Origin of the sequence: Limosilactobacillus agrestis (assembly GCF_014145585.1) — a bacterium.
Classification (GTDB): Bacteria; Bacillota; Bacilli; order Lactobacillales; family Lactobacillaceae; genus Limosilactobacillus; species Limosilactobacillus agrestis.
On the sequence record NZ_JACIVF010000064.1, the window covers coordinates 1 to 24,313 of the forward strand.

28 protein-coding genes, 1 tRNA gene and 1 pseudogene are annotated in these 24,313 nt (G+C 38.3%); 15 read left to right on the top strand and 15 right to left on the bottom strand.

Features of this window, described 5'->3' with window-relative positions; all coding sequences use genetic code 11:
- The 4 genes from H5R88_RS06940 to H5R88_RS06955 all read left to right on the top strand — a co-directional run.
- A partial coding sequence (locus H5R88_RS06940) for a LysM peptidoglycan-binding domain-containing protein (protein ID WP_182600600.1) occupies window positions 1-884 on the top strand: 884 nt, incomplete at its 5' end.
- 66 nt (window positions 885-950) lie between these two features.
- On the top strand, window positions 951-2,231 hold the full coding sequence (locus H5R88_RS06945; protein WP_182600601.1) for a hypothetical protein: 1,281 nt from the start codon (window positions 951-953) through the stop codon (window positions 2,229-2,231).
- Window position 2,232: 1 nt separating this feature from the next.
- Window positions 2,233-2,505 (top strand): hypothetical protein, encoded by a 273-nt coding sequence (locus H5R88_RS06950; RefSeq protein ID WP_182600602.1) that lies wholly within the window; start codon window positions 2,233-2,235, stop codon window positions 2,503-2,505.
- A gap of 2 nt (window positions 2,506-2,507) precedes the next feature.
- Window positions 2,508-2,648 (top strand): XkdX family protein, encoded by a 141-nt coding sequence (locus H5R88_RS06955; RefSeq protein WP_182600603.1) that lies wholly within the window; start codon window positions 2,508-2,510, stop codon window positions 2,646-2,648.
- A 232-nt stretch (window positions 2,649-2,880) separates the two neighbouring features.
- Here H5R88_RS06955 and H5R88_RS09705 read toward each other — a convergent pair whose 3' ends face one another.
- The 11 genes and pseudogenes from H5R88_RS09705 to H5R88_RS07005 all read right to left on the bottom strand — a co-directional run bounded on the left by H5R88_RS09705 (window position 2,881) and on the right by H5R88_RS07005 (window position 8,454).
- Window positions 2,881-3,492, bottom strand: coding sequence for a site-specific integrase (locus tag H5R88_RS09705; RefSeq protein WP_231824821.1), 612 nt, complete (start codon window positions 3,490-3,492; stop codon window positions 2,881-2,883).
- 65 nt (window positions 3,493-3,557) lie between these two features.
- Complete coding sequence (locus H5R88_RS09710; RefSeq protein WP_231818224.1) at window positions 3,558-3,977, bottom strand: Arm DNA-binding domain-containing protein; 420 nt, start codon at window positions 3,975-3,977, stop codon at window positions 3,558-3,560.
- Between the two features lie 45 nt (window positions 3,978-4,022).
- Complete coding sequence (locus H5R88_RS06965; protein WP_182577753.1) at window positions 4,023-4,352, bottom strand: hypothetical protein; 330 nt, start codon at window positions 4,350-4,352, stop codon at window positions 4,023-4,025.
- 285 nt (window positions 4,353-4,637) lie between these two features.
- A complete protein-coding gene (locus H5R88_RS09860) occupies window positions 4,638-4,865 on the bottom strand; it encodes a DUF3037 domain-containing protein (RefSeq protein WP_182577821.1) in 228 nt (75 codons plus the stop codon).
- Window positions 4,862-5,317: a hypothetical protein gene (locus tag H5R88_RS06975; protein ID WP_182577754.1), complete on the bottom strand. Its 456-nt coding sequence runs from the start codon at window positions 5,315-5,317 to the stop codon at window positions 4,862-4,864. The genes H5R88_RS09860 and H5R88_RS06975 overlap by 4 nt, the downstream gene beginning before the upstream one ends.
- A gap of 589 nt (window positions 5,318-5,906) precedes the next feature.
- Entirely contained in the window at window positions 5,907-6,554 is a 648-nt protein-coding gene (locus H5R88_RS06980) for a sunset domain-containing protein (RefSeq protein WP_182577822.1), read from the bottom strand.
- A 14-nt stretch (window positions 6,555-6,568) separates the two neighbouring features.
- Window positions 6,569-6,658, bottom strand: a pseudogene (locus H5R88_RS09865) (SHOCT domain-containing protein); the annotation flags it as partial.
- Between the two features lie 336 nt (window positions 6,659-6,994).
- Entirely contained in the window at window positions 6,995-7,432 is a 438-nt protein-coding gene (locus H5R88_RS06990; RefSeq protein ID WP_182577756.1) for a hypothetical protein, read from the bottom strand.
- Window positions 7,433-7,471: 39 nt separating this feature from the next.
- Window positions 7,472-7,885: a hypothetical protein gene (locus tag H5R88_RS06995; RefSeq protein WP_182600604.1), complete on the bottom strand. Its 414-nt coding sequence runs from the start codon at window positions 7,883-7,885 to the stop codon at window positions 7,472-7,474.
- Window positions 7,886-7,896: 11 nt separating this feature from the next.
- Window positions 7,897-8,091: a hypothetical protein gene (locus H5R88_RS07000; RefSeq protein ID WP_182600605.1), complete on the bottom strand. Its 195-nt coding sequence runs from the start codon at window positions 8,089-8,091 to the stop codon at window positions 7,897-7,899.
- Window positions 8,092-8,118: 27 nt separating this feature from the next.
- Window positions 8,119-8,454, bottom strand: coding sequence for a hypothetical protein (locus tag H5R88_RS07005; RefSeq protein WP_182600606.1), 336 nt, complete (start codon window positions 8,452-8,454; stop codon window positions 8,119-8,121).
- Window positions 8,455-8,595: 141 nt separating this feature from the next.
- Between H5R88_RS07005 and H5R88_RS07010 the strand changes: the two genes are divergently transcribed.
- Window positions 8,596-8,880: a hypothetical protein gene (locus H5R88_RS07010; RefSeq protein WP_182600607.1), complete on the top strand. Its 285-nt coding sequence runs from the start codon at window positions 8,596-8,598 to the stop codon at window positions 8,878-8,880.
- Between the two features lie 48 nt (window positions 8,881-8,928).
- Window positions 8,929-8,999 (top strand) — tRNA-Gly (locus H5R88_RS07015).
- Between the two features lie 48 nt (window positions 9,000-9,047).
- On the opposite strand, the gene H5R88_RS07020 is transcribed toward H5R88_RS07015, so the two are convergent.
- A complete protein-coding gene (locus H5R88_RS07020; RefSeq protein ID WP_182600608.1) occupies window positions 9,048-9,986 on the bottom strand; it encodes an L-lactate dehydrogenase in 939 nt (312 codons plus the stop codon).
- 12 nt (window positions 9,987-9,998) lie between these two features.
- Entirely contained in the window at window positions 9,999-10,814 is an 816-nt protein-coding gene (thiD, locus tag H5R88_RS07025; protein ID WP_182600609.1) for a bifunctional hydroxymethylpyrimidine kinase/phosphomethylpyrimidine kinase, read from the bottom strand.
- Between the two features lie 360 nt (window positions 10,815-11,174).
- Here thiD and argS point away from each other — a divergent pair, with 360 nt between their 5' ends.
- The 6 genes from argS (at window position 11,175) to H5R88_RS07055 (ending at window position 20,421) form a co-directional block, all read left to right on the top strand.
- Window positions 11,175-12,863, top strand: coding sequence for an arginine--tRNA ligase (gene argS / locus H5R88_RS07030; protein WP_182600610.1), 1,689 nt, complete (start codon window positions 11,175-11,177; stop codon window positions 12,861-12,863).
- Window positions 12,864-13,028: 165 nt separating this feature from the next.
- Entirely contained in the window at window positions 13,029-15,194 is a 2,166-nt protein-coding gene (locus tag H5R88_RS07035) for a PBP1A family penicillin-binding protein (protein ID WP_182600611.1), read from the top strand.
- A 48-nt stretch (window positions 15,195-15,242) separates the two neighbouring features.
- The gene (locus H5R88_RS07040; RefSeq protein ID WP_153931301.1) at window positions 15,243-15,614 is read left to right on the top strand and encodes a YlbF family regulator; all 372 of its coding nucleotides are present in this window, start codon (window positions 15,243-15,245) and stop codon (window positions 15,612-15,614) included.
- A gap of 79 nt (window positions 15,615-15,693) precedes the next feature.
- On the top strand, window positions 15,694-16,878 hold the full coding sequence (locus H5R88_RS07045) for a metallophosphoesterase family protein (RefSeq protein WP_182600612.1): 1,185 nt from the start codon (window positions 15,694-15,696) through the stop codon (window positions 16,876-16,878).
- 3 nt (window positions 16,879-16,881) lie between these two features.
- The gene (locus H5R88_RS07050) at window positions 16,882-19,374 is read left to right on the top strand and encodes an ATP-binding protein (RefSeq protein WP_182600613.1); all 2,493 of its coding nucleotides are present in this window, start codon (window positions 16,882-16,884) and stop codon (window positions 19,372-19,374) included.
- A 114-nt stretch (window positions 19,375-19,488) separates the two neighbouring features.
- Window positions 19,489-20,421: a peptidylprolyl isomerase gene (locus H5R88_RS07055; protein ID WP_182600614.1), complete on the top strand. Its 933-nt coding sequence runs from the start codon at window positions 19,489-19,491 to the stop codon at window positions 20,419-20,421.
- A 52-nt stretch (window positions 20,422-20,473) separates the two neighbouring features.
- Here H5R88_RS07055 and H5R88_RS07060 read toward each other — a convergent pair whose 3' ends face one another.
- Both H5R88_RS07060 and H5R88_RS07065 read right to left on the bottom strand, forming a co-directional pair.
- Window positions 20,474-20,704, bottom strand: a complete 231-nt coding sequence (locus tag H5R88_RS07060; protein ID WP_182577768.1) for a hypothetical protein — start codon at window positions 20,702-20,704, stop codon at window positions 20,474-20,476.
- A 2-nt stretch (window positions 20,705-20,706) separates the two neighbouring features.
- The gene (locus H5R88_RS07065) at window positions 20,707-21,141 is read right to left on the bottom strand and encodes an HIT family protein (RefSeq protein ID WP_182577769.1); all 435 of its coding nucleotides are present in this window, start codon (window positions 21,139-21,141) and stop codon (window positions 20,707-20,709) included.
- A gap of 136 nt (window positions 21,142-21,277) precedes the next feature.
- On the opposite strand from H5R88_RS07065, the gene H5R88_RS07070 reads away from it, so the two are divergent.
- From H5R88_RS07070 to trmB, 3 genes are read left to right on the top strand one after another with little or no spacing between them, the layout of a single operon-like run.
- Window positions 21,278-22,015: an ABC transporter ATP-binding protein gene (locus H5R88_RS07070; protein WP_182577770.1), complete on the top strand. Its 738-nt coding sequence runs from the start codon at window positions 21,278-21,280 to the stop codon at window positions 22,013-22,015.
- Window positions 22,008-23,210 (top strand): ABC transporter permease, encoded by a 1,203-nt coding sequence (locus H5R88_RS07075; RefSeq protein WP_182577771.1) that lies wholly within the window; start codon window positions 22,008-22,010, stop codon window positions 23,208-23,210. Before H5R88_RS07070 ends, H5R88_RS07075 begins: the two co-directional genes overlap by 8 nt.
- 12 nt (window positions 23,211-23,222) lie before the next feature.
- On the top strand, window positions 23,223-23,864 hold the full coding sequence (gene trmB / locus H5R88_RS07080) for a tRNA (guanosine(46)-N7)-methyltransferase TrmB (RefSeq protein ID WP_182577772.1): 642 nt from the start codon (window positions 23,223-23,225) through the stop codon (window positions 23,862-23,864).
- The last annotated feature ends 449 nt before the right edge of the window (window positions 23,865-24,313 follow it).

Consider the following 24,313-nt stretch of genomic DNA (forward strand, 5'->3'; position numbering starts at 1 on the left):
CTGATGCACAAAATGAAGCTCGATTCTTCGTTAAGATCGCTAAGCAATTTGGTATGTATGACGATACTTTGATGATTGATGATGCGGAAGTTCATTCGGCCACAGATTATCAATCAGCATCATTAGCCTTCCTCCAAGAAGTAGAAGCTCTTGGCTATAAGAACACTGGAATTTACTCCATGAAGTCCTTCTTTACCGGTGGCATTCTTAATTCGCACGGCTTTGGTTCACGTAAGATTTGGGTTGCTGGTTATGGTGTAACCTCATTAGGTATTGACAACGCAAATGCTTGGCAAACAACCGATCATGGTATTATGGGTATTGATACAAGCCTTGACTTTGATGGTGCCTTTACCACTGGTGCAACTGCTGGTACAGTACCTCAAATTAACGTTTCAGCGCCACAGCCAGTTCAACATGTTGGCCACCCAGCTACTGGAACCTATATTGTTCAGCCAGGCGATACATTGAGTGGAATTGCTGAAAAGTATGGGACCACTTGCCAGAACTTAGCAGCAATTAATAGCATTGGTGATCCTAACCACATTAACGTTGGTCAGGTGCTTAAAGTTACTGGTCAACCAACAAGCGAAAATACTTACTTCGTCCAAGCAGGTGATACACTAAGCGGGATTGCCATTAAATTTGGCACCACCGTCTCTGACCTCGTGAGCCGTAATCATATCACTAATCCGAATGTGATCTATGTTGGTCAAAAACTATACTTAGCCGGCAACGGACAATCCAATGCTTACACTGTTCAAGCAGGGGACACACTAAGCGGAATTGCAGCTAAGTTTGGTAAGACCTGGCAAGCACTAGCTCAAAAGAATGGAATCGCAAATCCTAATGTAATTTATGTAGGTCAAACAATTCAGATTTAATATAAGTCCTAGTAATCATTGTAGTGATGTAAAGATTGCTAGGGCTTTTTATTATAGGAGGTTTTTATGCGAGAGATAATAATTCCAAATGTATCGCAAAAGCGTACTGATAACTTAGAAAAGTATTTAATTCAATTGATTGATGATGGCGAGCCAACTTTGCTGGATCAAAGCGTTAATTATCGTGCGTTCATTACTTATGATGATAGCCTAGTTACACCAACAGGGATTGAATTAACTATTCAAGATAATCAGTTAGTGTTAGACAGCGCCAAGCTTGATTTGCCAGCAGGCATTTACCGCTTTGAAATTTGGGCTGAAAAAGATGGACAACGGGCAATTTACCCTGATACTGGAATGAAAAGGCTAGTCATTAATGCTAACGCAACTGACCTGCCAAACGGAACAGTAACATCGTTAACGCTTGATGAGTTTGTTAAAGAGTTCAAAGAAGCTACTAAGGGCATTAAAGGTCAAGGATCAAATGCTGATATATCGATCGACGTAGACAAGCGCACTATCACGATCAACGGTAAGTCACTAACAATTCCTGAACCAGTTGATCTGTCTAGAGTGGCAAGTAAGGACGATCTGGCAGGCTTAGTAAAGCAAACCGAGTTAGCAGAATACGCTAAAAAGAACGACATTCCAAGTATGCCTAACATGAACGACTATGTTAAGAAAGAAGAGCTACCTAAGCAACCTGATCTAACCAAGTACGCTCTAAAGTCTGACCTACCAGATCTAACAGGTTATGCGAAGATGAGTGACCTTCCAAGTGTCACTGATTTAGTGAAAAAGTCTGAATTAGCAAACTATGCTACCAAAGATGATCTGAAAACAGTAACTTCTAATACAACAAGGCATGGGCCCACAGGATTCTATCTAGATAGAACGACTGATCCAATGCGCTATGTTTTCGATAATGGCTGTACCGTAACGCTTAAATCCGGCTTTACTAATACGATTGCTGGTGATGGATTTAGCACCAACGAATATGCTAATGGTATTGGCGATTCGTGGCCGTTGTCAAATAGTATTATGTCATATGCTCACGGAACGGTTACGCCTAAAATAATTGAAGACACGCATAGCTCACCATATGCCGTTTATAACGGGGTGATTATTACTGATCCAGTTAATGATGCGACTGTCTGGAACTGGGATAATGTGTTCTTTAACGACAAAGACAGACAAGATTTTCTAGCGAGTCCAAATGGTATGTGGGGTGGTCATACTGATTATCAGAAGTATGGAGAAAGAGAATATATAAGAATGCTCTACTCATTAGGACTTATGGATGAAACAGATATACAGTACTTTGGGGCTGTAAAGAAAGAGGGATAATATGAGTTTTAAGATGGTTTATGAATTTGACACTCAACATTATTTTGTTGGTCCAACGATGATTCCGGTTGATCGTGAGTTGTCTGCAACTCAAACAGAAGTTGCGCCAAATTCAGAAAAAGATAACTACTGGACGGGGACGGATTGGATTCATAGAGAAAAGCCAACGCCTGCACAGCAATTAGCTATGCAGCAAGAGATTGCTATTAGTCAATTGCGACAACTAATAATGAATCAGCAACAACAAATTATGCAATTGAAAGGGAGTAATTAATTATGATGAGTCAAGTTGATATTTTGAAAATGTTTTGGAGCTGGGGCAATCATGATCTAACTTATTACAAGCAATATGTAGGATATAATGCTATTACCGCTGAACAATTCAAAGAAGTTACAGGAACAGAATATACTAATTAAAGAGAGAAACAAACTTCTTTCGATTTAAGATAAGCCCAAGTGACTATTGCAGGTTTTGCGACAACCACTTGGGCTTTTTTTATTGACGCACAGATGACGCACGGATAAGCTCTGGATATTGAAAAATTAGCGTTTGTGTCGCCTGCCTGAGGCAATTTTATAGTGTTAAGAATATACTTATATCAATGGATTAGAGTTTTCTTGTACATCTTTTGTACATCAAGGCTCTTTTTTATATGTTTTCCAAGTATTTTTCAATCTGATTTTCTACTTTGTCCTTATATTCGTTAACAAGGTAAGCATATACTTTACTCGTTACGGTTGTATCTACATGACCAAGTCGTTTACTAATAATAGTTAAGTCAGCGCCTTGTGATAGTAGGTAGGCTACAAGAGCGTGCCGTAGAGAGTGAAAATGGAAGTCATTTTTATTAAGATCGGCTTTTTCCATAATGCTTCGCAAAGTTTTATTAACAGCGTTGCTACTAAGGATACGGTGATATTGATTCATAAAGATCATGGTACTATTGTTTGCTTTGAGTTCGCTGATAATATCAAGAAATTTTTGATTTACTCTGATAGTACGATTAGATGATTCACTTTTAGTTGGTTTAAATTTGCCGCCATCTACATAGTCCCAAGATTTATTAATTGTTATTTCGTGCTTCAACCAATTAATATCGTTCCATGTAAGCGCCTGTATTTCTCCTAGACGTGCTCCAGTATATATTGCGGTTAATATCATGAATATCATGTAACGACTTGTAAAATGCCGTGAGCGTCCTCTGAGAGCATTTTCCTTAAGCTTTTTAATTTCTGCAAGGTTAAGGTACTCAACTTGCATTCTATTATCTTTGTTGGCAACCAAATTTATTTGTTCCGCAAAGTTTTTTGATAGTATTCCATCAATTACTGCCGATTTAACGCAAGCCTTGATAATTGTATTGACTTTTTTACTGTTTCCGGAGCATGATTAGAACCATAATCATTAATAAACTGTTGGTAAGTAGTACGAGAAATCTTTTTGAGTTTTTTGCTTTTGAAATATTTATCAATAATATTTTTAACAAAAGTATAGTGCCTATCTGTGACGTTGCTTATTGATGGTTTCTTATAAACATCGTGCCATTGCTCAAAATACTCACTAAACGTTGGGTCTTTTTCTATATTTCCGCCAGAAAGCCTATTCGTTTCTAATTTAGCCGCATACTGTTTAGCTTGTTGTTTAGTATCAAAACCAGATTTACTCTTTTGATGTAATTTTCCATCTTCATCTCGCCAGGTAATACGGGCTTGCCATTTCTTGCCACGTTTCATGAAGTTAGCCATTATATAGCAGTCCTTTCGCACATATGTTCTTTATATTGCTTAAATTTAAGCAATATAACTTTTATCTTCCGTATTCCATTCACTGATAGGGATGGCCTCGCCAGCATTTTTAACAAGTTTCGATAGTGAATCTTTATTTGTAACTATGGTTGGCTTAACCCTTTCGTCAGATTCAAGGTCTCGTAAAAATGGTTTAAAAGTTTGATTTGGATTTTTATAATCATCTTCTTTGATTACCATATTAATACTGAAGTTATCAGAATTTTTACTTAATAATGTTACATTATTTTTATACCACTCATTAATTTGTGATTGCTTAGGTCCAATTTGAATAAAAGATACCTGATTCTTCTGCGTAAAGTATGTGTAGTCCATTTCAAACTTTAATGGTAGTTCAGCAGAAGGCTTCATTTTGAGGTTAGATTTTAATTTAGTATTAATTAATTTATTGGATTCAAATATTTCATAAACATGTTTTTTTAAAGTAATAATGTTACTATTTTGTTTTGGGAAAAATCGTCTCCTATATACGTAGAAATTAGATTATTGAAAATATTGATATCATTATCAGTGATTGCAAAATGGATTTTTGAAAAAATAATATTTTCTGAAATTTTCCCCCAAGAAAATCATTCCAATTTCCATCAGCTTCATAATGTGCTACTTGGAAAATGGTAGGATTTTCTTGGATTTTTTTAATAGAAATTCAAGATATTCTACTGAATTTTTGTAAATTTTTCGCTCAATATTGTTCCAAAAGAAATAACGAAATTTTTTGCTTTTTTCAGGGAGAAAACTATAAGTAATTTCATTAGTTTCAGGATTACCTATAATTATTCCTATATTTACTCTTTCGTAGGTAATAAGATTTGGAATATATGATATTATTGAATACCATAATTTGTGCCGCTAATTGGCCATTCTAATTTACCTCCTAGCGAATTATTAAAGGCGCCTAATTCATAAAGCTTATCTAGTAAATATCTAACTAGATATTTACTTTTTTCTATAAAATTAACATAAGTGTCCAGTTGAAGAGCACCTCCTGAAACCCAAATTGAAGGGATCTGGTTTATAAACCTTCTTAAGTCTTCCGATTTAAGAGATTCAATTTTGAATATTATTTTTGCAAAAGGATTACCCGATTCAAAGAATATATTATTTTGCATTCCAGAAAAAATAGTACCCAAAGGACTAAGAGATTTATTAGTAGATTGAAGTAACTTTTGTAAAAAGAAATCAATATAATTATTCGGGTCTTGGTCTTTATCTGGTATCAATTGCAAAAATCTTGCTTTATCTTTATCCCAATAAGGAGATAAAGATAAAGCAATGTCCAAAATCTAAGGCAAATACTTTCCTATTATTATTACGATTAGTAATAATAATATTACCTTCATTGCCAAAGCGATCGCAATTAGCAGTTAATAAATCTAATGCAATTATAGAGGCATATGCTTCAGGATTTTCAACATTTCTAAAGAAAGAGTTCCATGAACGAATAATTTGTGGCTTACCATGTTGCAAAGCTTCTATATAATGAGGAACAAGATTGCTTTCGACATTCTCTAAAATTTCACTTCAAAAATAAAGGCCTGGTTTAAGATGATATCGAAATCTTAAGTCTTCATTTGCTTCAAGAAATTCTTTTTCTAAATTAAGAATAGCACAACTTGGGATTGGGATTTTCAAAGAATTCGCTATTTGACTAACGAAAAGTTCTTGCATAAAAACCGCATTTTCATTATGAGGAACTCCGCTTTGATCTACAACATATTGTCTTTTTAGAAAATATTTTTATTGTTTGAAGCCAAAATAGATATAGGCTTACTCATCCCCAATTGGGGATTGAGAGAGGTGTCAATTTGGTCTACATATTCTTTGCTTATTTGCAATAAAATTCATCCTTCCTGTGTAAAATAGTTTTCTTTATCTTGCAGATTTACGATAACCAGCAGCTTGTGCTTCAGCTTCTGTATTAAAGTAAACAGCATTAGCTGAGTTCATGCGGTAGCCTTGTTGATCTGGAGTATGGTAAACCATCGTGCGTGAATTACCAACGATTGTGCCTTGCTGGTCAGTTTCCATATCGCCTTTGGTTGTATCGATGTCGGTATCATTGTTATCGTTACTTGTAGTGGTTGAACTATCTTCGCTATTAGTATCGTAATTATCATTGCTTTCGGTGGATGAGTCATCATAATTATCTGATGAGTCGCTATCACTTTCATCGTCTGTTGACTCATCTTTGCTTTTGCCACTGTCATCGTCACCTTTCTTACTACTGCTTGAAGATGAGATTTTAGAAGAACTGGCTGAATGTGATACTTCTTTTGTAGTATTGTTTATGGCACCATATAAACCACTAAAAACTATAAGAGCAATCAATGATGGTAATAGTCTTGTTAATAGTAGGTGTTTTCTATTGTCATTTTCTTGATAAACTTTAACTCCAAAATAAATAATGGCTACAACGGAAGCGATAATTCCTAGAAACATTAGTATTTTAAATAGCCAGATAATTACAAATAAAGCAATACCAACACATATTGCAGTTCCTGTTCCCTTACTTTTCATAAAATCCCCCCGAATTATAAACCTAACAATTGTTTCTTTTTCGCTTCAAATTCTTCTTCTGTGAGAACATTAGCATCTAAAAGTGCTTTTAGTTCAGTGAGTTGTTCAATGTTTGATTGAGATATAACATGTTTATCTTCAGAGTATACTGTTTTATGTAGCCTTAATTTATTATGGATAGAGTCATTTTCTTGTACGATTAATCCTAAGAGAAAGAAGAAAAAGGAACTAACAATTGGTGTAATCCAGTATTCAAATAATTTTTGAAAAAAAGCGAGTGTTGATACTTCTGTTCCACATAATTGCAATACTGCATTGAATAATGTTGAAAAAATGATTGCTACTAAAGAAATTGTTATCCATTTTTTGTCATACTTTGCTCTCTTTTTGAGATCTTCTTTATTATCCATCTTTACACGTCCTTTCTCCGGAGAGGGCTTTTATTTATAGCTATCAGTTAGCACGAAAAAGGCTTGTTTACCATAAAAATTACTTCCAAAGCCTCTGTTAGCTTGAGCCTTTTCAATGGATTGTTTACCAAATACTGTGCCTTTAATAGTAACTTTCTTGCCAACCTTTATTTTCTTATTATGCTTATTACCATTTAAGACAGTGAAAAAATAAGTATCGCTTTGCGGTGTATTGGTGAAAATAATTCGTTCTTTATGGTGCTTATCATAACTAACTGCTTTGACGTAGAACTTGTTGATAGTGACGTATTCGCCCAGATCATCATCGCTATATTGATCCATGTTATTAATATCGTACTTAGTAGTAATATCTGGTGCGTCATCATCATCGCTATCTGCTGATGCGGTAAATGACACTAACGAAATACCTACAAAGAGGCTTGCTAAAATTAAAAATAATTTCTTCATAATATTCTCTTTAATATTCTCCTTAAAAAAATATTCTCCTTAAAAATTGTTAAATTGACTGATTCGATTGTTAATATTGTCGACTTGCTTTTTAGAATTCTTAATTACTAGTTCAACCGGAAGAGCAGGGCCTTTAATGTCGATTCTATATTCGATATTCTCTAAATCATGAGAGGTATCACGAATATCAATGGCTATTTTCCCTTCAATACATATTAAGATAGACAATTCCATTGGTTTCGCCTTTCCAATCGAATTTGTGTGTTTTAAAAAGACCAATTTTAAAATTATTAATAGCGACTTACCCTTTGAGTCCACTAAATTTGAACAATAGTCAGCTAGCTCTTTAATATCGTTACGATAAAAGTTTAATTGAGACAAAACGGTATCAGTCATTTTTCTTTCAGCCTTGTTTTGGCTGTCTATGGCGTTTTTCAACTTGTCTAAGTTCATTTACTTACCCCTCATTGAATTTCAACCGTTTCTTTGCAATCCATATAAGGTATATTTTGACCACTTGTCATATCGCTAGGAATTGATTGCTTACTGCCGCCAGTACCTTTAATAGTAACCTGATCACCTTTGGATAATTTTTTACCCTTAGGAACACTGCTACCATCAACTGCAACCATTACATTTTCAGTTTGATTATTATCCATCGATACTATTGAAAAATAGTTACTGGTTTAGATCCACCAACAGCCAATTCCTAAAGCAATGATAAGGGTAACAAAAAGTAAGGCTGTTAGATAAGGGTTACCAAATGTTTCTCGTTTAAGGCGAAAAGCAGTTTCTGTTAAGATATAGATTAGAATTAAAAAAATGATCCATACTAAGTTACTTAGAAACTGCGTCTTAAAGTGAAGAAAAATATGGACAATCGAAGCGGTCAATAAAAGGAAAAAGAATAAACGGCTTAATTCAAGCCAGTTAGTCACTTTCCGTTCAATTTTTGCATGCAGACCAGTGATAGTAGTGAAAATCAAAATAATGATTAGGACCACCACTATTATTTTTAACATATGGGTAAACTCCTTTCGGCTTTGATTTTAGCATTAATGAGAGTAACTGACTATATGCTCTTGACTTGAAAATATAATAAAAAAAGTGTATGGTACGTATATTGCTTACGTAAAAATAAATAATATTTGAGGTGAAATCAAGTGGCAGATTTTGAAATTGGCGATATTGTAAAAGGAAAGAAATTCGGTCCCCTTGAACATGAATTTTCTGGTGTCGTTGAAAAAGTTTATACTAATTCAATTATGGTATCTATCCAAGATTTTGATCCGTCTGATAAAAGCGGGGTTAATGAATTAAATGGTCGCGCTGTTATTCGCCAAAAAGAAGCTAAGATGGTAAAGGCTGTCCCTCGTGAAGAAAAAGATGATGAAACAGCAGAGGATGCTAAATCTTCAAAAAAATCTCCCAAAAAAGATGACAAATAATTAGAAGAGGTATATACTAACTAGGTGTTAGACTTAGTTAGTTATATTGCGGGTATAGTTTAGTGGTAAAACTCAACCTTCCCAAGGTTGCGTCGCGAGTTCGATTCTCGTTACCCGCTTTTATCCAAAAGCTGGAAGAAAACAAAAAGTTTCCTTCCAGCTTTTTTTTAAATTTCAATTTTAGCTAATACTTGATGCATTGCTTCAGCAGATTGTTGCATCTTTTTAACTTCATCTGATGTTAACGGATATTCAACTACCTGGCCGATTCCTTGACTATTAATGATTGCAGGCGTCCCTAAGTACAGACCGTTAATTCCATATTGTCCTTCAAGAGGAGCTGAAATTGGCAAGACGAGGTTACGGTTTTCGATGATTGCCCGCGTAATATATGATAGACATTTAGCAATTCCGTAGAAGGTGGCTCCTTTATTGGCAATTATTTGACTACCGGCTTCGTGAATTGTTTTTTCAATTTCATTTTTATCAGTATTCGAAAGGGTTGTAATTGTGTTGAGTGCTTTTCCACCGATTGTGATTTCATTAAAGGCCGCAAATGAAGTATCACCATGTTCGCCAAGCATTAGGGCATCGATTACATTGACGGATAGGTGTAATTTCTTGCTTAAGAGGACCCGCAGCCGCATTGAATCAAGAGAAGTTCCGGTTCCAATAACACGCTCTTTAGGGAAACCGCTGATTCGCTGTGCAATTGTTGTAAGGATATCAACGGGATTGCTTGAGATAACGAAAACGCCAGTGAACCCACTTTTGACAATTGGCTCAATAATTGACTTAAGAATCGTAGTATTTTTATTGACTAGGTCTAAACGTGTTTCACCAGATTTACGTGGAATACCAGCAGTAATAACAACCACATCAGCATCAGCGGCATCTTCATAGTTTCCCGCATAAATCTTCACTGGATTTGTCAGGGGTGTAATATCAGCAAGGTCAGCTGCATCCCCCACAGCCTTTGACCTTGTTCGATCCACTAGTACCAATTCATCAATTTCATTTGTTGACTGCAATAATGAAAAGGCAAATGATGAGCCGACAGCCCCGTCACCTATTAATATAACTTTATGCCTATACGTATTAAGCATTAAAAACTCCTCCTAGTGCAGCTCCCTTTGTGCATCCCATTGATTAATTGGACCAAATTTATGACCAACCGTTAATGGATTTGCGATTGCTGCGTAAACAGCATCTTTAGCCTTGGTTACTGCTATTTTAACATTATTTTCCTTCGCAAGCTCGGCAGCAATGATTGCGGAGAAGCTATCACCTGTCCCATTTAACCGATCAGTCTTAACAAAAGGTTTTTTGAGCCAGAAGCTATCATCGTCTTCAAGAAGAATAAAGTCGTCAACGGTTGTTTGACTATCATCATTATGGGCGCCTTTAATTACCACGTTTTTTGCTCCTAAGTCTTGAAGATAGTGAGCTGCTTTAACCCGTTCTTCATCTGTGGTCATTTCAATTCCTGTTAATTTCTGTGCCTCATAAAAATTAGGGGTAATGACAGTTGCAAGTGGGATTATCCTTTCCCGAAATAATTCATAGGCAGATTGTTCAAGCAACATTGCACCATGCTTAGTAATGATTACAGGATCAACAACTAACGGACCAAAATGTTCAGGCGAATAGTTATCAGCAACGACATTAATTACATCGTCATTAGCAAGCATTCCAGTTTTTGCTGCTTTGATGTCAAAATCTTCACTTAATACCTTAAACTGTTCGGCAATAAATTCTTGAGGCATCACTTGAGAGGAAGTGATGCCGTAAGAATTTCCGGAAACAGCGGCAGTTAAAATACCGTGACCGTATACGCCATCTGCAAAAAAGGCATGGAGGTCAGCCGGCATTCCAGCACTTCCGTCCGAATCATGTCCTGCAATTGTGACAGCTTGAATTGTAGGATTTGTCATAAATAACTCATCAACCTTTCATTATTATTTAATGATAATTATTGTAACATATAATGAGTAAGAGAAGAGTGATAACTCAACCCCGTAGATTAGTTCTTGTTTTTAAATCTAAATTTGTTATAATGATTGAGTATGAAAATAGGATTTGAGGAGTAGTAGCATTTTGAAATCTACAGCGACCCTTTGTTGATGAGAGTTAGGGGCTTTTTGATTTGTGAAGGCGTGCCTTGGATACATTAATTAAATCAATAAATGAGTGGAATTCTAATTCAATTAGAGTGGTACCGCGGGTAAATCTCGTCTCTAGTAAGCATAATGCTTATTAGAGACGTTTTTTTATAAGTATAAGGAGGAATATATATGAGCGATAAGCAACAAGTTGCAGCTGCGTTGGCACAAGCATTGCCAGAGATGGATATTAAAGAAATTGAAACTAAGATTGAACGGCCAAAAGATTCTAGTAATGGGGATTATGCCTTCCCAACATTCTTTTTAGCTAAGGCTTTACATAAAGCACCGCAAATGATTGCAAGTGAATTAGTTGAAAAGGTTGACCAAGATGGTTTTGAAAAAGTAGTTGTTGCTGGTCCATATATCAACTTTTTCCTTGATAAGGCTCAAGTTGGTGCTAAGATTTTGCAAACTATCTTAGCAGATCCTGAACATTATGGTGAGATTGACCTTGGTCATGAAGCTAACGTTACGATTGATTATTCATCACCAAACATTGCTAAACCTATGGGAATGGGTCACCTTCGTTCAACCATGATTGGTGAAGCTGTTTCACGGATTCTTGAAAAAGTTAACTACAACTTAATTCGGATTGATTACCTTGGTGATTGGGGTACTCAATTTGGTAAATTAATGGCTGCTTATGAGATGTGGGGAGACGAAGCAGAAGTTAAGAAAGATCCTATTAACACTTTGCTTAAGTACTATGTGCGGATCAATAACGAAGCTGACGAACATCCAGAATACACTGAAGCAGGTCGTAACTGGTTTGCTAAGCTTGAACATGGGGACGAAGAAGCATGGCGGCTTTGGCACTGGTTCCGTGAAGTTTCTCTTGAACGGTTCCAACGTGTTTACAAGATGCTAGATGTAAACTTTGACTCATTTAATGGTGAGGCTTTCTCTGCTCAAAAGATGGAAGAACCTATCCAATTGTTACGGGATAAGAACTTATTGAAACCTAGTCGGGGTGCAGAAATTGTTGACCTTGATGAATATAACTTACCACCATTACTAATCATCAAGAGTAACGGAACGACAACTTACATCACTCGTGATTTGGCAACGGCGCTTTTCCGGAAACGGATGTATGGCCATGCTAAGTCCCTTTACGTTGTTGGTGCTGAACAAGAAACTTACTTTAAGCAATTACGTGCGGCCTTAAAGGAAATGGGCTTCAACTGGTGGGATCAAATTGAACACATCTCCTTTGGCTTAATGAATTTAAACGGTAAGAAGATGTCTACGCGGAAGGGTAATGTTGTTTCCCTTGAAGACGTATTGAACGATTCCATTGATTTAGCGCGGAAGCAAATTGCTGAAAAGAACCCTGATCTTGAAAACGCTGATGAAGTTGCTAAAGAAGTCGGGGTTGGTGCCGTTATCTTCCACGATTTAAAGAACTATCGTCGGAATGCCGTTAACTTCAAACTTGAGGATGTTGTTAAGTTTGAAGGTGAAACTGGTCCTTATGTTCAATATGCTCGTGCCCGTGCTGAAAGTATTTTACGTAAGGGTGGTATCCGGGACTTTAGTGATGTGGACTTGACAAAGGCTGGTGCTGAGGCTTGGGAATTAATCAGCTTCCTTGGCCAATACAGCGAAGCGATTAAGCGGGCTGCTTTAAACTATGATCCATCAGTAATTGCTAAGTATGCCCTTGAATTGGCTAAGAAATTTAACCAATACTACGCTCACACTCGGATCCTTGATAAGGATGAAGCTCAACCAGCACGGTTAGCTCTTACTCAAGCAGTTAGTGATGTGCTTAAATCAGCTCTTGATTTACTTGATATCAAGGCACCAGATGAAATGTAATCGTTACTGCAGCTAAATATTATTGTGAAGAGACTTGAGAGAATCAGTTTTTCTCCAGTCTCTTCTTTTAATTTCTGGTAAAGCTGACGGAGAAAATAGCTTACCATTTATCAAAATGTGATAAAATAATTGTCAGCTTTTTGAAATGAAAATGGAGATTTATTAATGAATCGTGAACCACAATCTAATTCAGATTTGAAAGAGCGAATCATAAAGTGGTTAAAAAAGACTTGGGCATCATTCCGAGTTTGGTTTAAACACTATTGGCAGCTCTTTGTTGCAATGCTGAAAAAATTTTGGCATCGTTATCAATTAACGCGATGGATCATTGTTATTTTTCTGGGAATTTTCTTAATTACCAGTATCCATTTGACGTTTGTTGCAAAAACTGCAGATGTTAAAAATCTTAAGAACCGATTGCAGCGACCAACAATGATTTATGACCGTAGCAATCAATCGGCCGGGAGCCTATATGCTCAAAAGGGAACTTATGTGGAACTAAAAGATATTTCCCCAAATGTTCCTAACGCGGTCCTCTCGACTGAAGATCGGAACTTTTATCATGAACACGGTTTTTCAGTCAAAGGGTTAGGTCGGGCTGGCTTCTTACTAGTGAAAAATAAACTTCTTCACCGAGATTATATATCTGGTGGGGGGAGTACTTTAACACAACAGCTGGTTAAGAATGCCTTCTTAACGCAACAACAGACTTTCTCTCGTAAGGCCCGGGAGATCTTTATTGCGGTTGAGGTAGAAAACCAATATAGCAAAAATGAAATTTTAACAATGTACCTCAATAACGCCTACTTTGGACATGGGGTATGGGGAGTTCAGGATGCTGCAAGGCGTTACTTCAATGAAAATGCCAGTCAGTTAACTGTACCCCAGGCAGCAACCCTGGCCGGAATGCTGACATCACCTGGGATGTACGATCCGGTAGAACATCCGACAGCGACGAAGCAACGACGGAATATGGTTCTTCAGCTGATGGTGGAAAATCATAAATTAAGTCAAAGTGCGGCAGAACAATTTAAGCAGACATCGTTGAATATTACCAACGGCTACGTGCCAAATGACAGTTATAAGTACCCGTACTTCTTTGATGCGGTCATTGCAGAAGCAGAGAGTCGCTATCATATTTCCGAAAAAGATATTATGAATAATGGTTATCGGATTTATACGACATTGGATCAAGACCAACAACGAGCAATGCAGCAAACCTATGACGATGACGATAACTTCCCGCAGAACTCAGCTGATGGCACAATGGTTCAATCAGCTTCGATTGCGATGAATCCGAAAAATGGGGGAATTACCGCTGTCGTTGGGGGACGTGGGAAACATGTCTTCCGTGGCTTTAACCGCTCTACGCAGATGCGGCGGCAGCCAGGGTCGACGATTAAGCCAATTGTTGTATACACGCCCGCCCTAGAGCATGGATATTTCTATGATTCAACGCTTCAAGATAAGAAACAATCGTATGGAACTAATAATTACACGCCAAAGAACTATGATGATACCTATAGTGGAACGGTGCCAATGTATAAGGCCCTTTATGAGAGTCTTAATGCTCCGGCGGTCTGGTTGTTAAATAAGATCGGTGTCAATCGTGGTTATGACATGGCAAAGAAATTTGGTTTACCAGTTGAAAAGAGTGATAAAAATCTTGCTTTAGCCCTCGGGGGGATGACTCGAGGAGTATCGCCTCAGCAAATGGCGCGTGCCTATGCAGTCTTTGCCAATGATGGGTTAATGCCATCTCCACACTATATTACCAAGATTGAAGATGCTTCTGGAAAGGTGATCGCCAAAAATGATGGGAGCAAGAATAAGCGGATCATTTCTGGTAATACAGCCAAAGAAATGACCAGTATGCTGATCGGCGTATTTGACCATGGAACTGGTGAAACGGCCAAACCAAGCGGCTATACGCTTGCTGGTAAGACTGGAACCACAAACTCGGGAGTCAAAGGCGATGATTCCAATGATCGTGATAAGTGGATCGTTGGTTATACACCCGATGTGGTTGTTGCAACGTGGGAAGGCTATGATGATACAAATCAAAGTCATACCCTAAACGATATTTCTGAACGAAGCATTAATTACCTTTACAAAAATGAAATGAGTGCGATTTTGCCAAATACGGCTGGAACCAAATTTACAGTTAAAGATGCTCAAACGCGGGCAAATGAAAAAACAAAGGGTTCCTCTAAAGGTTGGGGATCATTCCTTAAAGATGGGGGCGACTTTGTAAATAACTTCAACCAATCAGTAAATAACTTTGGTAATAAGGCGAGTCAATGGTGGAGTAATGTTCGATCGCTTTTCTAGGATAATATGATACAATTAATCTAAGAACAAGATAAAGGAGACTTTTACATGGTTGTAAATATTTATGATACTGCAAATGAACTTAGTCGCCAATTGCGCGAAACTCAAGAATATCAAGGATTGCAAAAGGCTTTTGAGGCATTGAAAGCTGATAGTGAGACTTTCGATACTTTTAAGAAATTCCAACAAGCTCAAGCAGATGCTCAACACAAGCAAATGGCTGGTCAACAACCAACTGACGATGAAATTAAAAATATCCAAAACCTTGCCAAGGAAGTAAGTGGCAAGAAGGTTGTCCAAGACTTGATGAACCAAGAACGGCAGGTTGATAGCATGCTTCAACAATTGAATAAGACAATTACAAGTCCAATTCAAGATCTTTACAGTGAAGTAATGCCAAAGATGCCAGGACAAGAATAATTAATTTATTATGATATGAATATGGGGCTGGGAGAAAGCAAAGTTTTTCTCAGCTCTTTTATTTTTAAGAGGAAAAATTATGAGATTTATTCATACAGCAGATTTACACCTTGATAGTCCCTTTTTAGGATTGACATCGATGCCTAAATTATTATGGGAACGCGTTCATTCATCGACGTTTACAGCTTTCCGAAAGGTTGTTGACGAGGCGATTAACTTAAAAGTTGATTTTGTTTTAATTAGCGGGGATATTTATGACCGTGATCAGCAAAGTATTGCAGCTATTGAATTTTTTATCAAACAGTGTGAACGACTTAATCAAGCTCACATTCCAGTTTATCTACTTTATGGTAACCATGATTATCAAATTGTCCAAGATACAGGAAGGCTTCCAATGAATGTTCATGTATTTGGTAATCGTGTAATGACCACCACTCTTACTTTGTCAAATCATGACACTGTTGCTATCTCGGGTTTTAGCTATGACCAGCGATGGATTAAAGAAGATCAAGTGAAAAAGTACCCACTCAAAAGAAACGAAACCTGGCACATTGGGATGCTTCATGGGGCAACCCGGCAAAGTCAAGGTAACCATTATGCTCCATTTGCGATCGATGAATTAATAGCTAAAAATTATGATTATTGGGCACTTGGCCATATTCACAAGCACCAAATTTTAAATGAGAAACCGCCAATTATTTACAGCGGTAATCCGCAGGGACGGCATAAAAATGAGGCCGGACAACACGGCTACTATTTAGTGGAAAGTCAGGGCAATAAACTTGTGCCGCAATTTAAACCAGTTGCGGAAATCGAATGGACAAGCCTAACAGTTAGTGTTTTACCAACTAGTAATCTTACTGAAGTAGAGCAATTTTTGTCACAAACAATTGATGGCAAACTTAAAAAAGCACCATTTCAATTGGTGGAGCTTACGATTGCTAACATTGAGCAACTTTCGCCAACGATTCAGCATCTACTTGCGAATGGGGATGTCCTTGAACACCTGCAGGACCAAAATGCAGATAATGGTAAATGGTGGGTCTATGACCTCTTGCTTCAACCACAAGATTCGTTGCCATCAATGACTGATTTAGATGAACAGTATTGGCAACAAGCCGCTAAAGAAGTATTTACCCTTGCTAATGTTGCAGAATTGACGAAAAGCTTGGCAAAAGATACTGATTTAGCAGCTAAGTTGACAAGCCTTGATCTTCAGCAGTTGAAACAAGCAACGACTCAATTATTGCGGCGGGAGGATTAAAATATGAAAATAAAAAAAGCCCATATCGATGGCTTTGGTAAATGGCATGATCGAGATTTTGTCTTTTCAGATAATCTCCAAATAATTTATGGCCCCAATGAGGCGGGGAAGACGACCATCATGACTTTCCTAGTTAGTATTTTATTTGGTTTTGTGGATGGTCGGGGAAAGAATCGTTTTGCTCAATATATTCCCAAAACTACTTCGAGTTATGGTGGAAGTTTATTGGTTGAAGTCAATGGTCATGATTATCTAATTAAACGGCAACGCGGCCGGAATGGCGGTAAAGTTAGTGTGACTGATTCACAAGGACGTCAGGGTGGTGAGCAAGAATTAAAGAAACTGCTTGGCACAATGAACCGGTCACTTTACCAGTCACTTTTTAGTTTTGGTCAACGAGATTTAACTGCTGTGGATGAACTTAATCGGGATGAATGGCAACAACATCTGCAGCAACTAGGAGCGGTTGGCAGTGCACAGTGGGACCAGTTGATCAGTCAATACCAGAAACAAGCTGATCATCTCTATAAGCCACGGGGACGGAAATGGCCGCTCAATCAAGACCTCCATCAATACGCGGATTTAACGGATAAAATTAATCGAGCACGAAATAAATTTAAACGATATCAAGACCTGCAGGCAAATTTGCAAGCAAACAAAGAAAAATTACGGCAAGCACAGGCAGAATTGAAAAAACAACAGCCACTTTTGCAAAAATTAGAACATTTACAGCAGTTGTGGCCAGTTTACCATGAATGGCAACATAGCCACAAAACTCGGCCGCTTGCTGACTATTTAACTGATCAGCAAGTTGCAACGGCCCAAGAGCTACAAGCGAGGGAAAAGGAACTTCGCCGCCAACAACAGGTCTATCAACAGCACTTGGCAAGTATCGATCATCAGTCTCCACAAGAAACTAAGTATTCGCCACAAAGCATGCCGGAACTTCAACGCCTTAAGGAGCAAGCAGTTGAATTACAAGCGGAAGAGACTTTGCAACACCGGCAACAAACGCAGGCTAATCAGTGGCAGCAGGAATTAACTGCAATTAAAATTCACTACCACCATCCCTTGCCAGCGCCATTAACCGCACAAGAAAAGGCAGAACTTGCCCGGCTCCTTAATGTCCAACCGCTTTCTCGGGCAAACGCTAGCCAGTCAACCGGAGACCCTTCTCGAACCGCGATGATCGGAATTGTCGGCGGTTTTATCCTTTTTATCATCGGGTTGTTAGCGAATGCTACTTTTATTACCGCTATCGGGGCAATTGCGGCCTTTGCAACAGTTATGTATCTTTATTATCAACGCCAAGAAAGTCATGCTACTCCAGTAACGACCGATTCCCAAGCGATCATGGCATTCGGTCAAAAACACGGCTTACAGGATTTTCCGCCTGATCAATGGCTATTAATGCAGGGGGATTTACAACGAAACGCCGAATTAGCTGCCCAACTCCAAACTGCCAGACAAGATCAGCAAAGATATGACCGCCAGCTTGCCATCTTTAACCAACAATTGCCACCGGCTTTGCAAAATCTGACACTGGCAACTGTTAGGGCTAAATTAGATGATTTGCTGGAACAAGGGCAACAAGCTCGTCAGGATATTCAAGCAAATACCCGGGAAAAAGCAACGATTGCTAACAATTTAGCCCGGCTCAATCAAGATTACAGTAAAATTCATCAGCAAAAATTGGCGATTTATCAGCAGGCCGGGGTACATGATGATAGTCAGTTTACTCAGTACTTAGTAAACCGTTCTGCAGCGCAATCCCAAGCCTTGGCATCAGATGCCTATGGACAACAATTGACCGAAGAAGACCGGCAAGCTCTCGCTGGGTACACAAATAGGGATGAGTTAATGATGACTTTATCAAAGACTCGTCACCAACTTGATCAGCTCACCTTAACGATCTCACATACACAAGAGAAGATTCAAAAAGATAAAATTGAAATTGATAGCTTAGTTGAAGATGGAACCCTCAGTAATCTTGAACAGCAACGGGCCAATCTGGCTACTAAGATCTGGCATGAAGTACAAGAATGGTTAAGATACCAATTAGCGATTCAATGGATCAATAAGGCCCTTGCAGGAGCTTCATCTGATCGTTATCCCACAATCATTCGACAGGCGGCACAATATTTTGCCTTATTAACTGGTCACCGTTATTCTCAGATTGACTTAACGGCGGATGGAATCAAAGTTGTGCGGAGAGATCAAGAAGTCTTTTTAGTGGAAGAATTGTCGCAGGGAACTGCTGAACAGCTGTATATTGCGTTGCGTCTTGGCTTTGTCACAGTGATGAGTGACCAAGTCAACTTCCCAGTAATTATTGATGATGGGTTTGTTAATTTTGATAACGTTCGTCGGCAACGAATGTTAACCTTGCTAGAAAAAATTGCTGAAAAGAATCAGGTTATCTATTTTACAGCTGATGACCGAATTAAAGATCTTGACGTTAAAATTATTGACCTACAAGCATTAAAACGTGAATAAATTATGAAGATGATGTAAACATTTATTTATGAGACTGGCACGAAAAAATAAGTGTGGTATATTGGATGAGTGAAGTTATCGAAAAAATATTTTGTTTAAGGATGTGTTTCTTACATGAAATCCAAAAAGTTAATTGCTATCATCGCAGGGGCAGCATTGATGATGCCGCTTGCTGCTTGTGGAAATAAAGCTGTTGCTACTACTAGCGGTGGTAAAATTACTGAGAGTGAATATTACAGTAGCATGAAACAAACTAGTGCTGGTAAGCAGGTGCTTCAACAAATGATCTTGGATAAGGTTTTGGAGAAGCAATACGGTAAAGAAGTCAGTGATAAGCAAGTTAACGTTCAATATAATACTTACAAGAGTGAATACGGTTCTGATTTTAATGCTTACCTACAAAGCCAAAACTTAACTGAAAAGTCGTTGAAACAACAAATTCGCTCAAACTTACTCTTGACTGCCGCTGCTCGTCATTATTCTCACATCACTAACAAGCAGATTGATAAGCAATGGACCAAGTACCAACCTAAAGTTCAAACAGCGACGATTCTTGTTGGTAGTAAGGCCGATGCTGAAGATATCATTAACCAATTAAATGACTCCAGCAACAAGTATAAGACCTTCAAGAAGCTTGCTAAGTCCAAGTCAACTGATAGTCAAACTAAGAACAACGGTGGTAAGCTTCCGGCATTTGATAACACTGATAACCAACTTGACTCTGCTTACAAGAAAGCCGCCTTTAAGTTGAAGACTGGCGAATACACAACGACTCCCGTTAAGACTGATGACGGTTATCAAGTAATCTATATGATCGAACACCCAGCTAAGGGTAAGAAGAGCCAACACATTAATGACCTGAAGAACCAAATCGTTCAGGAAAACATGAACAACCAAAACTTCATGCGGAAGGTTGTTTCAAACGTTTTAAAGAAGGGTAATGTTTCAATCAAGGAAAATGATGTTAAGAATATCCTTGATGATTACCTTAACTCAAGCACAACTACGAGCAGCTCCAATAGTAGCAGTGCTAGCTCAAACAAGTAAATACTGTATAAAAAATAAGGCTACGGGAAAAATTCCGTAACCTTATTTTTTATTATTTGTGCTGTTCCTTTTGATCAATCTTCAGTACATCAAGAATAATCTGAATACGGTTTAACCGTGGTTCAGTCTTGAACTTCCACTTCTTAATATCACGTTCAACATCGTTAACAAACTTTTGCACACCAGGAATGGAAGCCTGTAGTTCATCAATGCCGCTCTTCAATTGGGAAATTTCGGTACTTAGTCGTTTAAATTCTTCTTGAAGTTTTTTCAGTCGTTGCATAACTATTCTTCTTTCATTTGATCAATGATTGATTGTTGGATTTCTTTATATTGGTTATCATTGTAGTTACCAGAATTGTCCTTGAAAAGCATCTTGAAATCATCATTACTAGTGTACCGGGGAATTAAGTGGAAATGGGAGTGGAAAACTGATTGATAAGCTACTTCACCATTATTATTAACCACGTTCATACCTTTGATGGCGGGGTTAGAAGCTTTAACCGCCCGTGCAATTTTTGGAATACGAGCGAATACTTTAGCCGCTAGGTCAGCATCATAGGCAAATAAATCTGGAACGTGCTTCTTAGGAATAACGAGGGTGTGACCGGGAGTTCCCTGTGAAATATCAAGGAAGGCCTTTACAATATCATCTTCGTAAACCGTGTAGCTAGGAATTTCACCTTTAATGATTTTACAGAAAATACAATTATCGTCCATATTAATCGCTCCTTTTGAAGATTAAACTTATCCTAAGTATACCGGAAAAATGGTATTCATGCATGATTTAGTAGAAGAAATAACCTATGATATAATAAAAAGATATGACTAAGTAATAAATAAGAAGGGATGAACAATGGCTTTAGAGATAAATAAACTTGTTGGTGGATATTCGCAAATTCCCGTATTGAAAGATGTTAGCTTTGATGTCCAACCTGGTGAATTAGTTGGCTTGATCGGTCTAAACGGTGCCGGAAAATCAACAACCCTTAATCACGTTATCGGTTTACTACGACCATTTTCGGGATCAATCAAGATTGATGGCCTCACTATCCAGGCCAATCCGGAAGAATATAAAAAACAAATCGCCTATGTTCCCGAAACGCCGATTCTTTATGATGAATTGACCCTCCGTGAACACATCGATTTAACCATTATGGCATACAATCTTGATCATGATGAGGCATGGCAACGGGCAACAAAATTATTAAAACTTTTTCGACTTGATAATAAACTTGATTGGTTCCCTGCAAACTTTTCCAAGGGGATGAAGCAAAAGGTAATGATCTGCTGCGCTTTTATGACTAAAGCAAAATTGTTGATTATTGATGAACCATTTTATGGGTTAGACCCCTTGGCAGTTCACGACTTGTTAGACCTAATTGAGCAAAAGAAGAAGGAGGGAGTCGCTGTCTTGATGTCGACCCATGTCCTTGATACTGCTCAACGCTATTGTGACCGGTTTGTCTTATTGGCTGACGGGAAAGTCCGGGCACACGGAACACTTGATGAATTGCGAGCGACTGGGGATCATGCTGGCGAATCCTTAGATGAAATATACTTGCATCTTGCAAAGGGTGATTGTGATGAATAAGTTATTTAGCAGGCGTCGCAGTCAACACTTCATACTTTTACTGCGTTACTGGCGGTTAGTCTTCAATGACCACTTTGTCATCGCCTTGTTTTTCCTATTTGGGGCCTTGGCGTATGGTTATTCTCAGTGGCTACCAACTTTGGGACCGCATGAATGGTGGACTCGGCTGATTTTGATCGGGTGGTTTACGGTTATTGCCCAAATCGGTCGCCTCGCAACACTGATTAAAAAACCAGATCCGGTCTTTCTCTTGCCGCAAGTTGAAGGAATCCATCGTTACCTTAATCAGGCGACATGGTATAGTCTGATCTTAGCGGAAATAGTGACGGTGGTTGGAGCCTTTATCGCCTTACCATTTGCGTTAACAACGGAAAAGCTTAGCAGTGTTGAGATTGTAACCATCTTTTTAGTTGCCATTGTGAATAAGGCTGATTGGATGTATGTGGCTCGTAAATCATTGAGCTTGCGGTGGGGCAATCAACAGTGGCGTACGCGCCTGGAATACTGGGCAAACCCATTGTTGGCTTCAATTGCAATGTGGTTAGTTAATCCCTATGTCGGCCTGGTAGTTGCACTGATTTTATGCTTAGCGGTAATTGTCTATTATCGTGATCTTACAGTTAATTGGCGGATTGCCGTTAAGGTGGAGCAAGATCGCATGTACAGTATTTACCGTTTCTTCAACCTCTTTACTGACGTGCCAAGTGTGCAAGGAAATACTAAACGGCGAAAGTGGGCTGATGGTCTAGTTCAGTGGCTGAGTCGGAATGGTCAACCATGGTCATACTTATATGCCCGGGCATTTGTTCGTAGTACGGAAGTGAGTGGGATTGTCAGTCGATTGACCCTATTAGGTATGGTGATTGTCTTTTTACTACCAGCGGGCTGGCTTAGTACCGTAGTGGTCGTACTCTTTATTTATCTAATAGCAACTCAGCTGATGCCACTTTATGATCAGTATGAAACAAATGTCTTTACCCATATTTATCCGATCCCTGCTAGTCAGCAGCAAGCGAACTTTAAGCAGCTGTTAGCCAAGGTGACAGCGCTTGAAGCATTATTGATTGCCCTTGCTAGTATCGGTTGGCAGTTAAACGTCGGCCAAATGGTAATTAATCTTATTATTGCGGTAGTTGAAGTGGCCTTATTAAGTCGCTTTTATTTCAATGTCAGAGTCAAAAAATTAATGAAATGAGGATTTTAATTTATGCGTGTGAAACATAAAAAGTGGGCTGATCCATTAATTGCTGCCCATCCAGAACTAATGATTGATGACGCAATTCAATTTAAGGGTAAGTGGCAAGCACGGTTTGCCAAAGAACAACCTCTCCACTTGGAAGTTGGGATGGGAAAAGGCCAATTTATCATTGGCATGGCGAAGGCTCATCCAGAAATCAACTTTATCGGTCTTGAAATCCAGCGGACCGTTGCGGCAATCGCCCTTAAAAAAGCGCTCGAGGAAGAATTGCCAAACCTTCAATTAATTTGTGGGGACGGAGAAGATTTGCAAGAATACTTTGAAGATGGGGAAGTTGCCAAGATGTACCTTAACTTCTCTGATCCCTGGCCAAAGAAACGGCATGCTAAACGGCGGTTGACCTACAAGACCTTTTTAGCAACCTACCAGCAGATCCTCCAAACTCAAGGCGCAATTGAGCTCAAAACTGATAATATGGGTCTCTTTGAATTCTCACTGGAAAGCATGAATAATTATGGAATGATCTTTGATGGTGTTTGGTTAGACCTGCACCACAGCGAAGAAAATGAACATAACATTGAAACCGAGTATGAACAAAAATTTGCTGCTAAGGGTCAACCAATCTATAAGCTAATTGCTAATTTTAAGTAAAATAACTGGGACTCTTCGTCAGGAAGCACTGATAGAAAAAATTGAATAAGATAGACCAAGCAGCTCGCGCCTAGACCATGTGGGTTGCTTGTTTTCTTTTTCAGTTAATTACGATCTAGGTGTTAGGGAATAATAAGAGAATACGAGTGCGGAAATTGAAAAAGCTCCGAAAGCCATAGGTAGTCCACTTCCACTTAATGACCTTAATCTTGTTATTGGTTAAACCCTAGCCAAGCTTTTATTTAATTTGAGATAGAAGCCTTTTACTTCTAAAGTATTTTTAATAAAATCATCCATGAAGAATGATCCTTTCTTATAACAAACGGGGCCCAGCCAGCGTTCGGTGCTTATTTTAAACTTTAAAACAGACTAAGCTTAGTAGTGGAAATATCAGAACGACGGTTCTGATATTTCCACTACTTTTTTGTTAAAGTAGGGGTGAAGTTGAC

Excerpts from the sequence above, each read along its gene's own strand:
- H5R88_RS06945 (WP_182600601.1), top strand. The coding sequence starts at position 951 with ATGCGAGAGATAATAATTCCAAATGTATCGCAAAAGCGTACTGATAAC.
- H5R88_RS06950 (WP_182600602.1), top strand. The coding sequence starts at position 2,233 with ATGAGTTTTAAGATGGTTTATGAATTTGACACTCAACATTATTTTGTT.
- H5R88_RS06955 (WP_182600603.1), top strand. The coding sequence starts at position 2,508 with ATGATGAGTCAAGTTGATATTTTGAAAATGTTTTGGAGCTGGGGCAAT.
- H5R88_RS09705 (WP_231824821.1), bottom strand. The coding sequence starts at position 3,492 with ATGCAAGTTGAGTACCTTAACCTTGCAGAAATTAAAAAGCTTAAGGAA.
- H5R88_RS09710 (WP_231818224.1), bottom strand. The coding sequence starts at position 3,977 with ATGGCTAACTTCATGAAACGTGGCAAGAAATGGCAAGCCCGTATTACC.
- H5R88_RS06965 (WP_182577753.1), bottom strand. The coding sequence starts at position 4,352 with ATGGACTACACATACTTTACGCAGAAGAATCAGGTATCTTTTATTCAA.
- H5R88_RS06980 (WP_182577822.1), bottom strand. The coding sequence starts at position 6,554 with ATGAAAAGTAAGGGAACAGGAACTGCAATATGTGTTGGTATTGCTTTA.
- H5R88_RS06990 (WP_182577756.1), bottom strand. The coding sequence starts at position 7,432 with ATGAAGAAATTATTTTTAATTTTAGCAAGCCTCTTTGTAGGTATTTCG.
- H5R88_RS06995 (WP_182600604.1), bottom strand. The coding sequence starts at position 7,885 with ATGAACTTAGACAAGTTGAAAAACGCCATAGACAGCCAAAACAAGGCT.
- H5R88_RS07000 (WP_182600605.1), bottom strand. The coding sequence starts at position 8,091 with ATGGATAATAATCAAACTGAAAATGTAATGGTTGCAGTTGATGGTAGC.
- H5R88_RS07005 (WP_182600606.1), bottom strand. The coding sequence starts at position 8,454 with ATGTTAAAAATAATAGTGGTGGTCCTAATCATTATTTTGATTTTCACT.
- H5R88_RS07020 (WP_182600608.1), bottom strand. The coding sequence starts at position 9,986 with ATGCTTAATACGTATAGGCATAAAGTTATATTAATAGGTGACGGGGCT.
- thiD (WP_182600609.1), bottom strand. The coding sequence starts at position 10,814 with ATGACAAATCCTACAATTCAAGCTGTCACAATTGCAGGACATGATTCG.
- argS (WP_182600610.1), top strand. The coding sequence starts at position 11,175 with ATGAGCGATAAGCAACAAGTTGCAGCTGCGTTGGCACAAGCATTGCCA.
- H5R88_RS07035 (WP_182600611.1), top strand. The coding sequence starts at position 13,029 with ATGAATCGTGAACCACAATCTAATTCAGATTTGAAAGAGCGAATCATA.
- H5R88_RS07040 (WP_153931301.1), top strand. The coding sequence starts at position 15,243 with ATGGTTGTAAATATTTATGATACTGCAAATGAACTTAGTCGCCAATTG.
- H5R88_RS07045 (WP_182600612.1), top strand. The coding sequence starts at position 15,694 with ATGAGATTTATTCATACAGCAGATTTACACCTTGATAGTCCCTTTTTA.
- H5R88_RS07050 (WP_182600613.1), top strand. The coding sequence starts at position 16,882 with ATGAAAATAAAAAAAGCCCATATCGATGGCTTTGGTAAATGGCATGAT.
- H5R88_RS07055 (WP_182600614.1), top strand. The coding sequence starts at position 19,489 with ATGAAATCCAAAAAGTTAATTGCTATCATCGCAGGGGCAGCATTGATG.
- H5R88_RS07060 (WP_182577768.1), bottom strand. The coding sequence starts at position 20,704 with ATGCAACGACTGAAAAAACTTCAAGAAGAATTTAAACGACTAAGTACC.
- H5R88_RS07065 (WP_182577769.1), bottom strand. The coding sequence starts at position 21,141 with ATGGACGATAATTGTATTTTCTGTAAAATCATTAAAGGTGAAATTCCT.
- H5R88_RS07070 (WP_182577770.1), top strand. The coding sequence starts at position 21,278 with ATGGCTTTAGAGATAAATAAACTTGTTGGTGGATATTCGCAAATTCCC.
- H5R88_RS07075 (WP_182577771.1), top strand. The coding sequence starts at position 22,008 with ATGAATAAGTTATTTAGCAGGCGTCGCAGTCAACACTTCATACTTTTA.
- trmB (WP_182577772.1), top strand. The coding sequence starts at position 23,223 with ATGCGTGTGAAACATAAAAAGTGGGCTGATCCATTAATTGCTGCCCAT.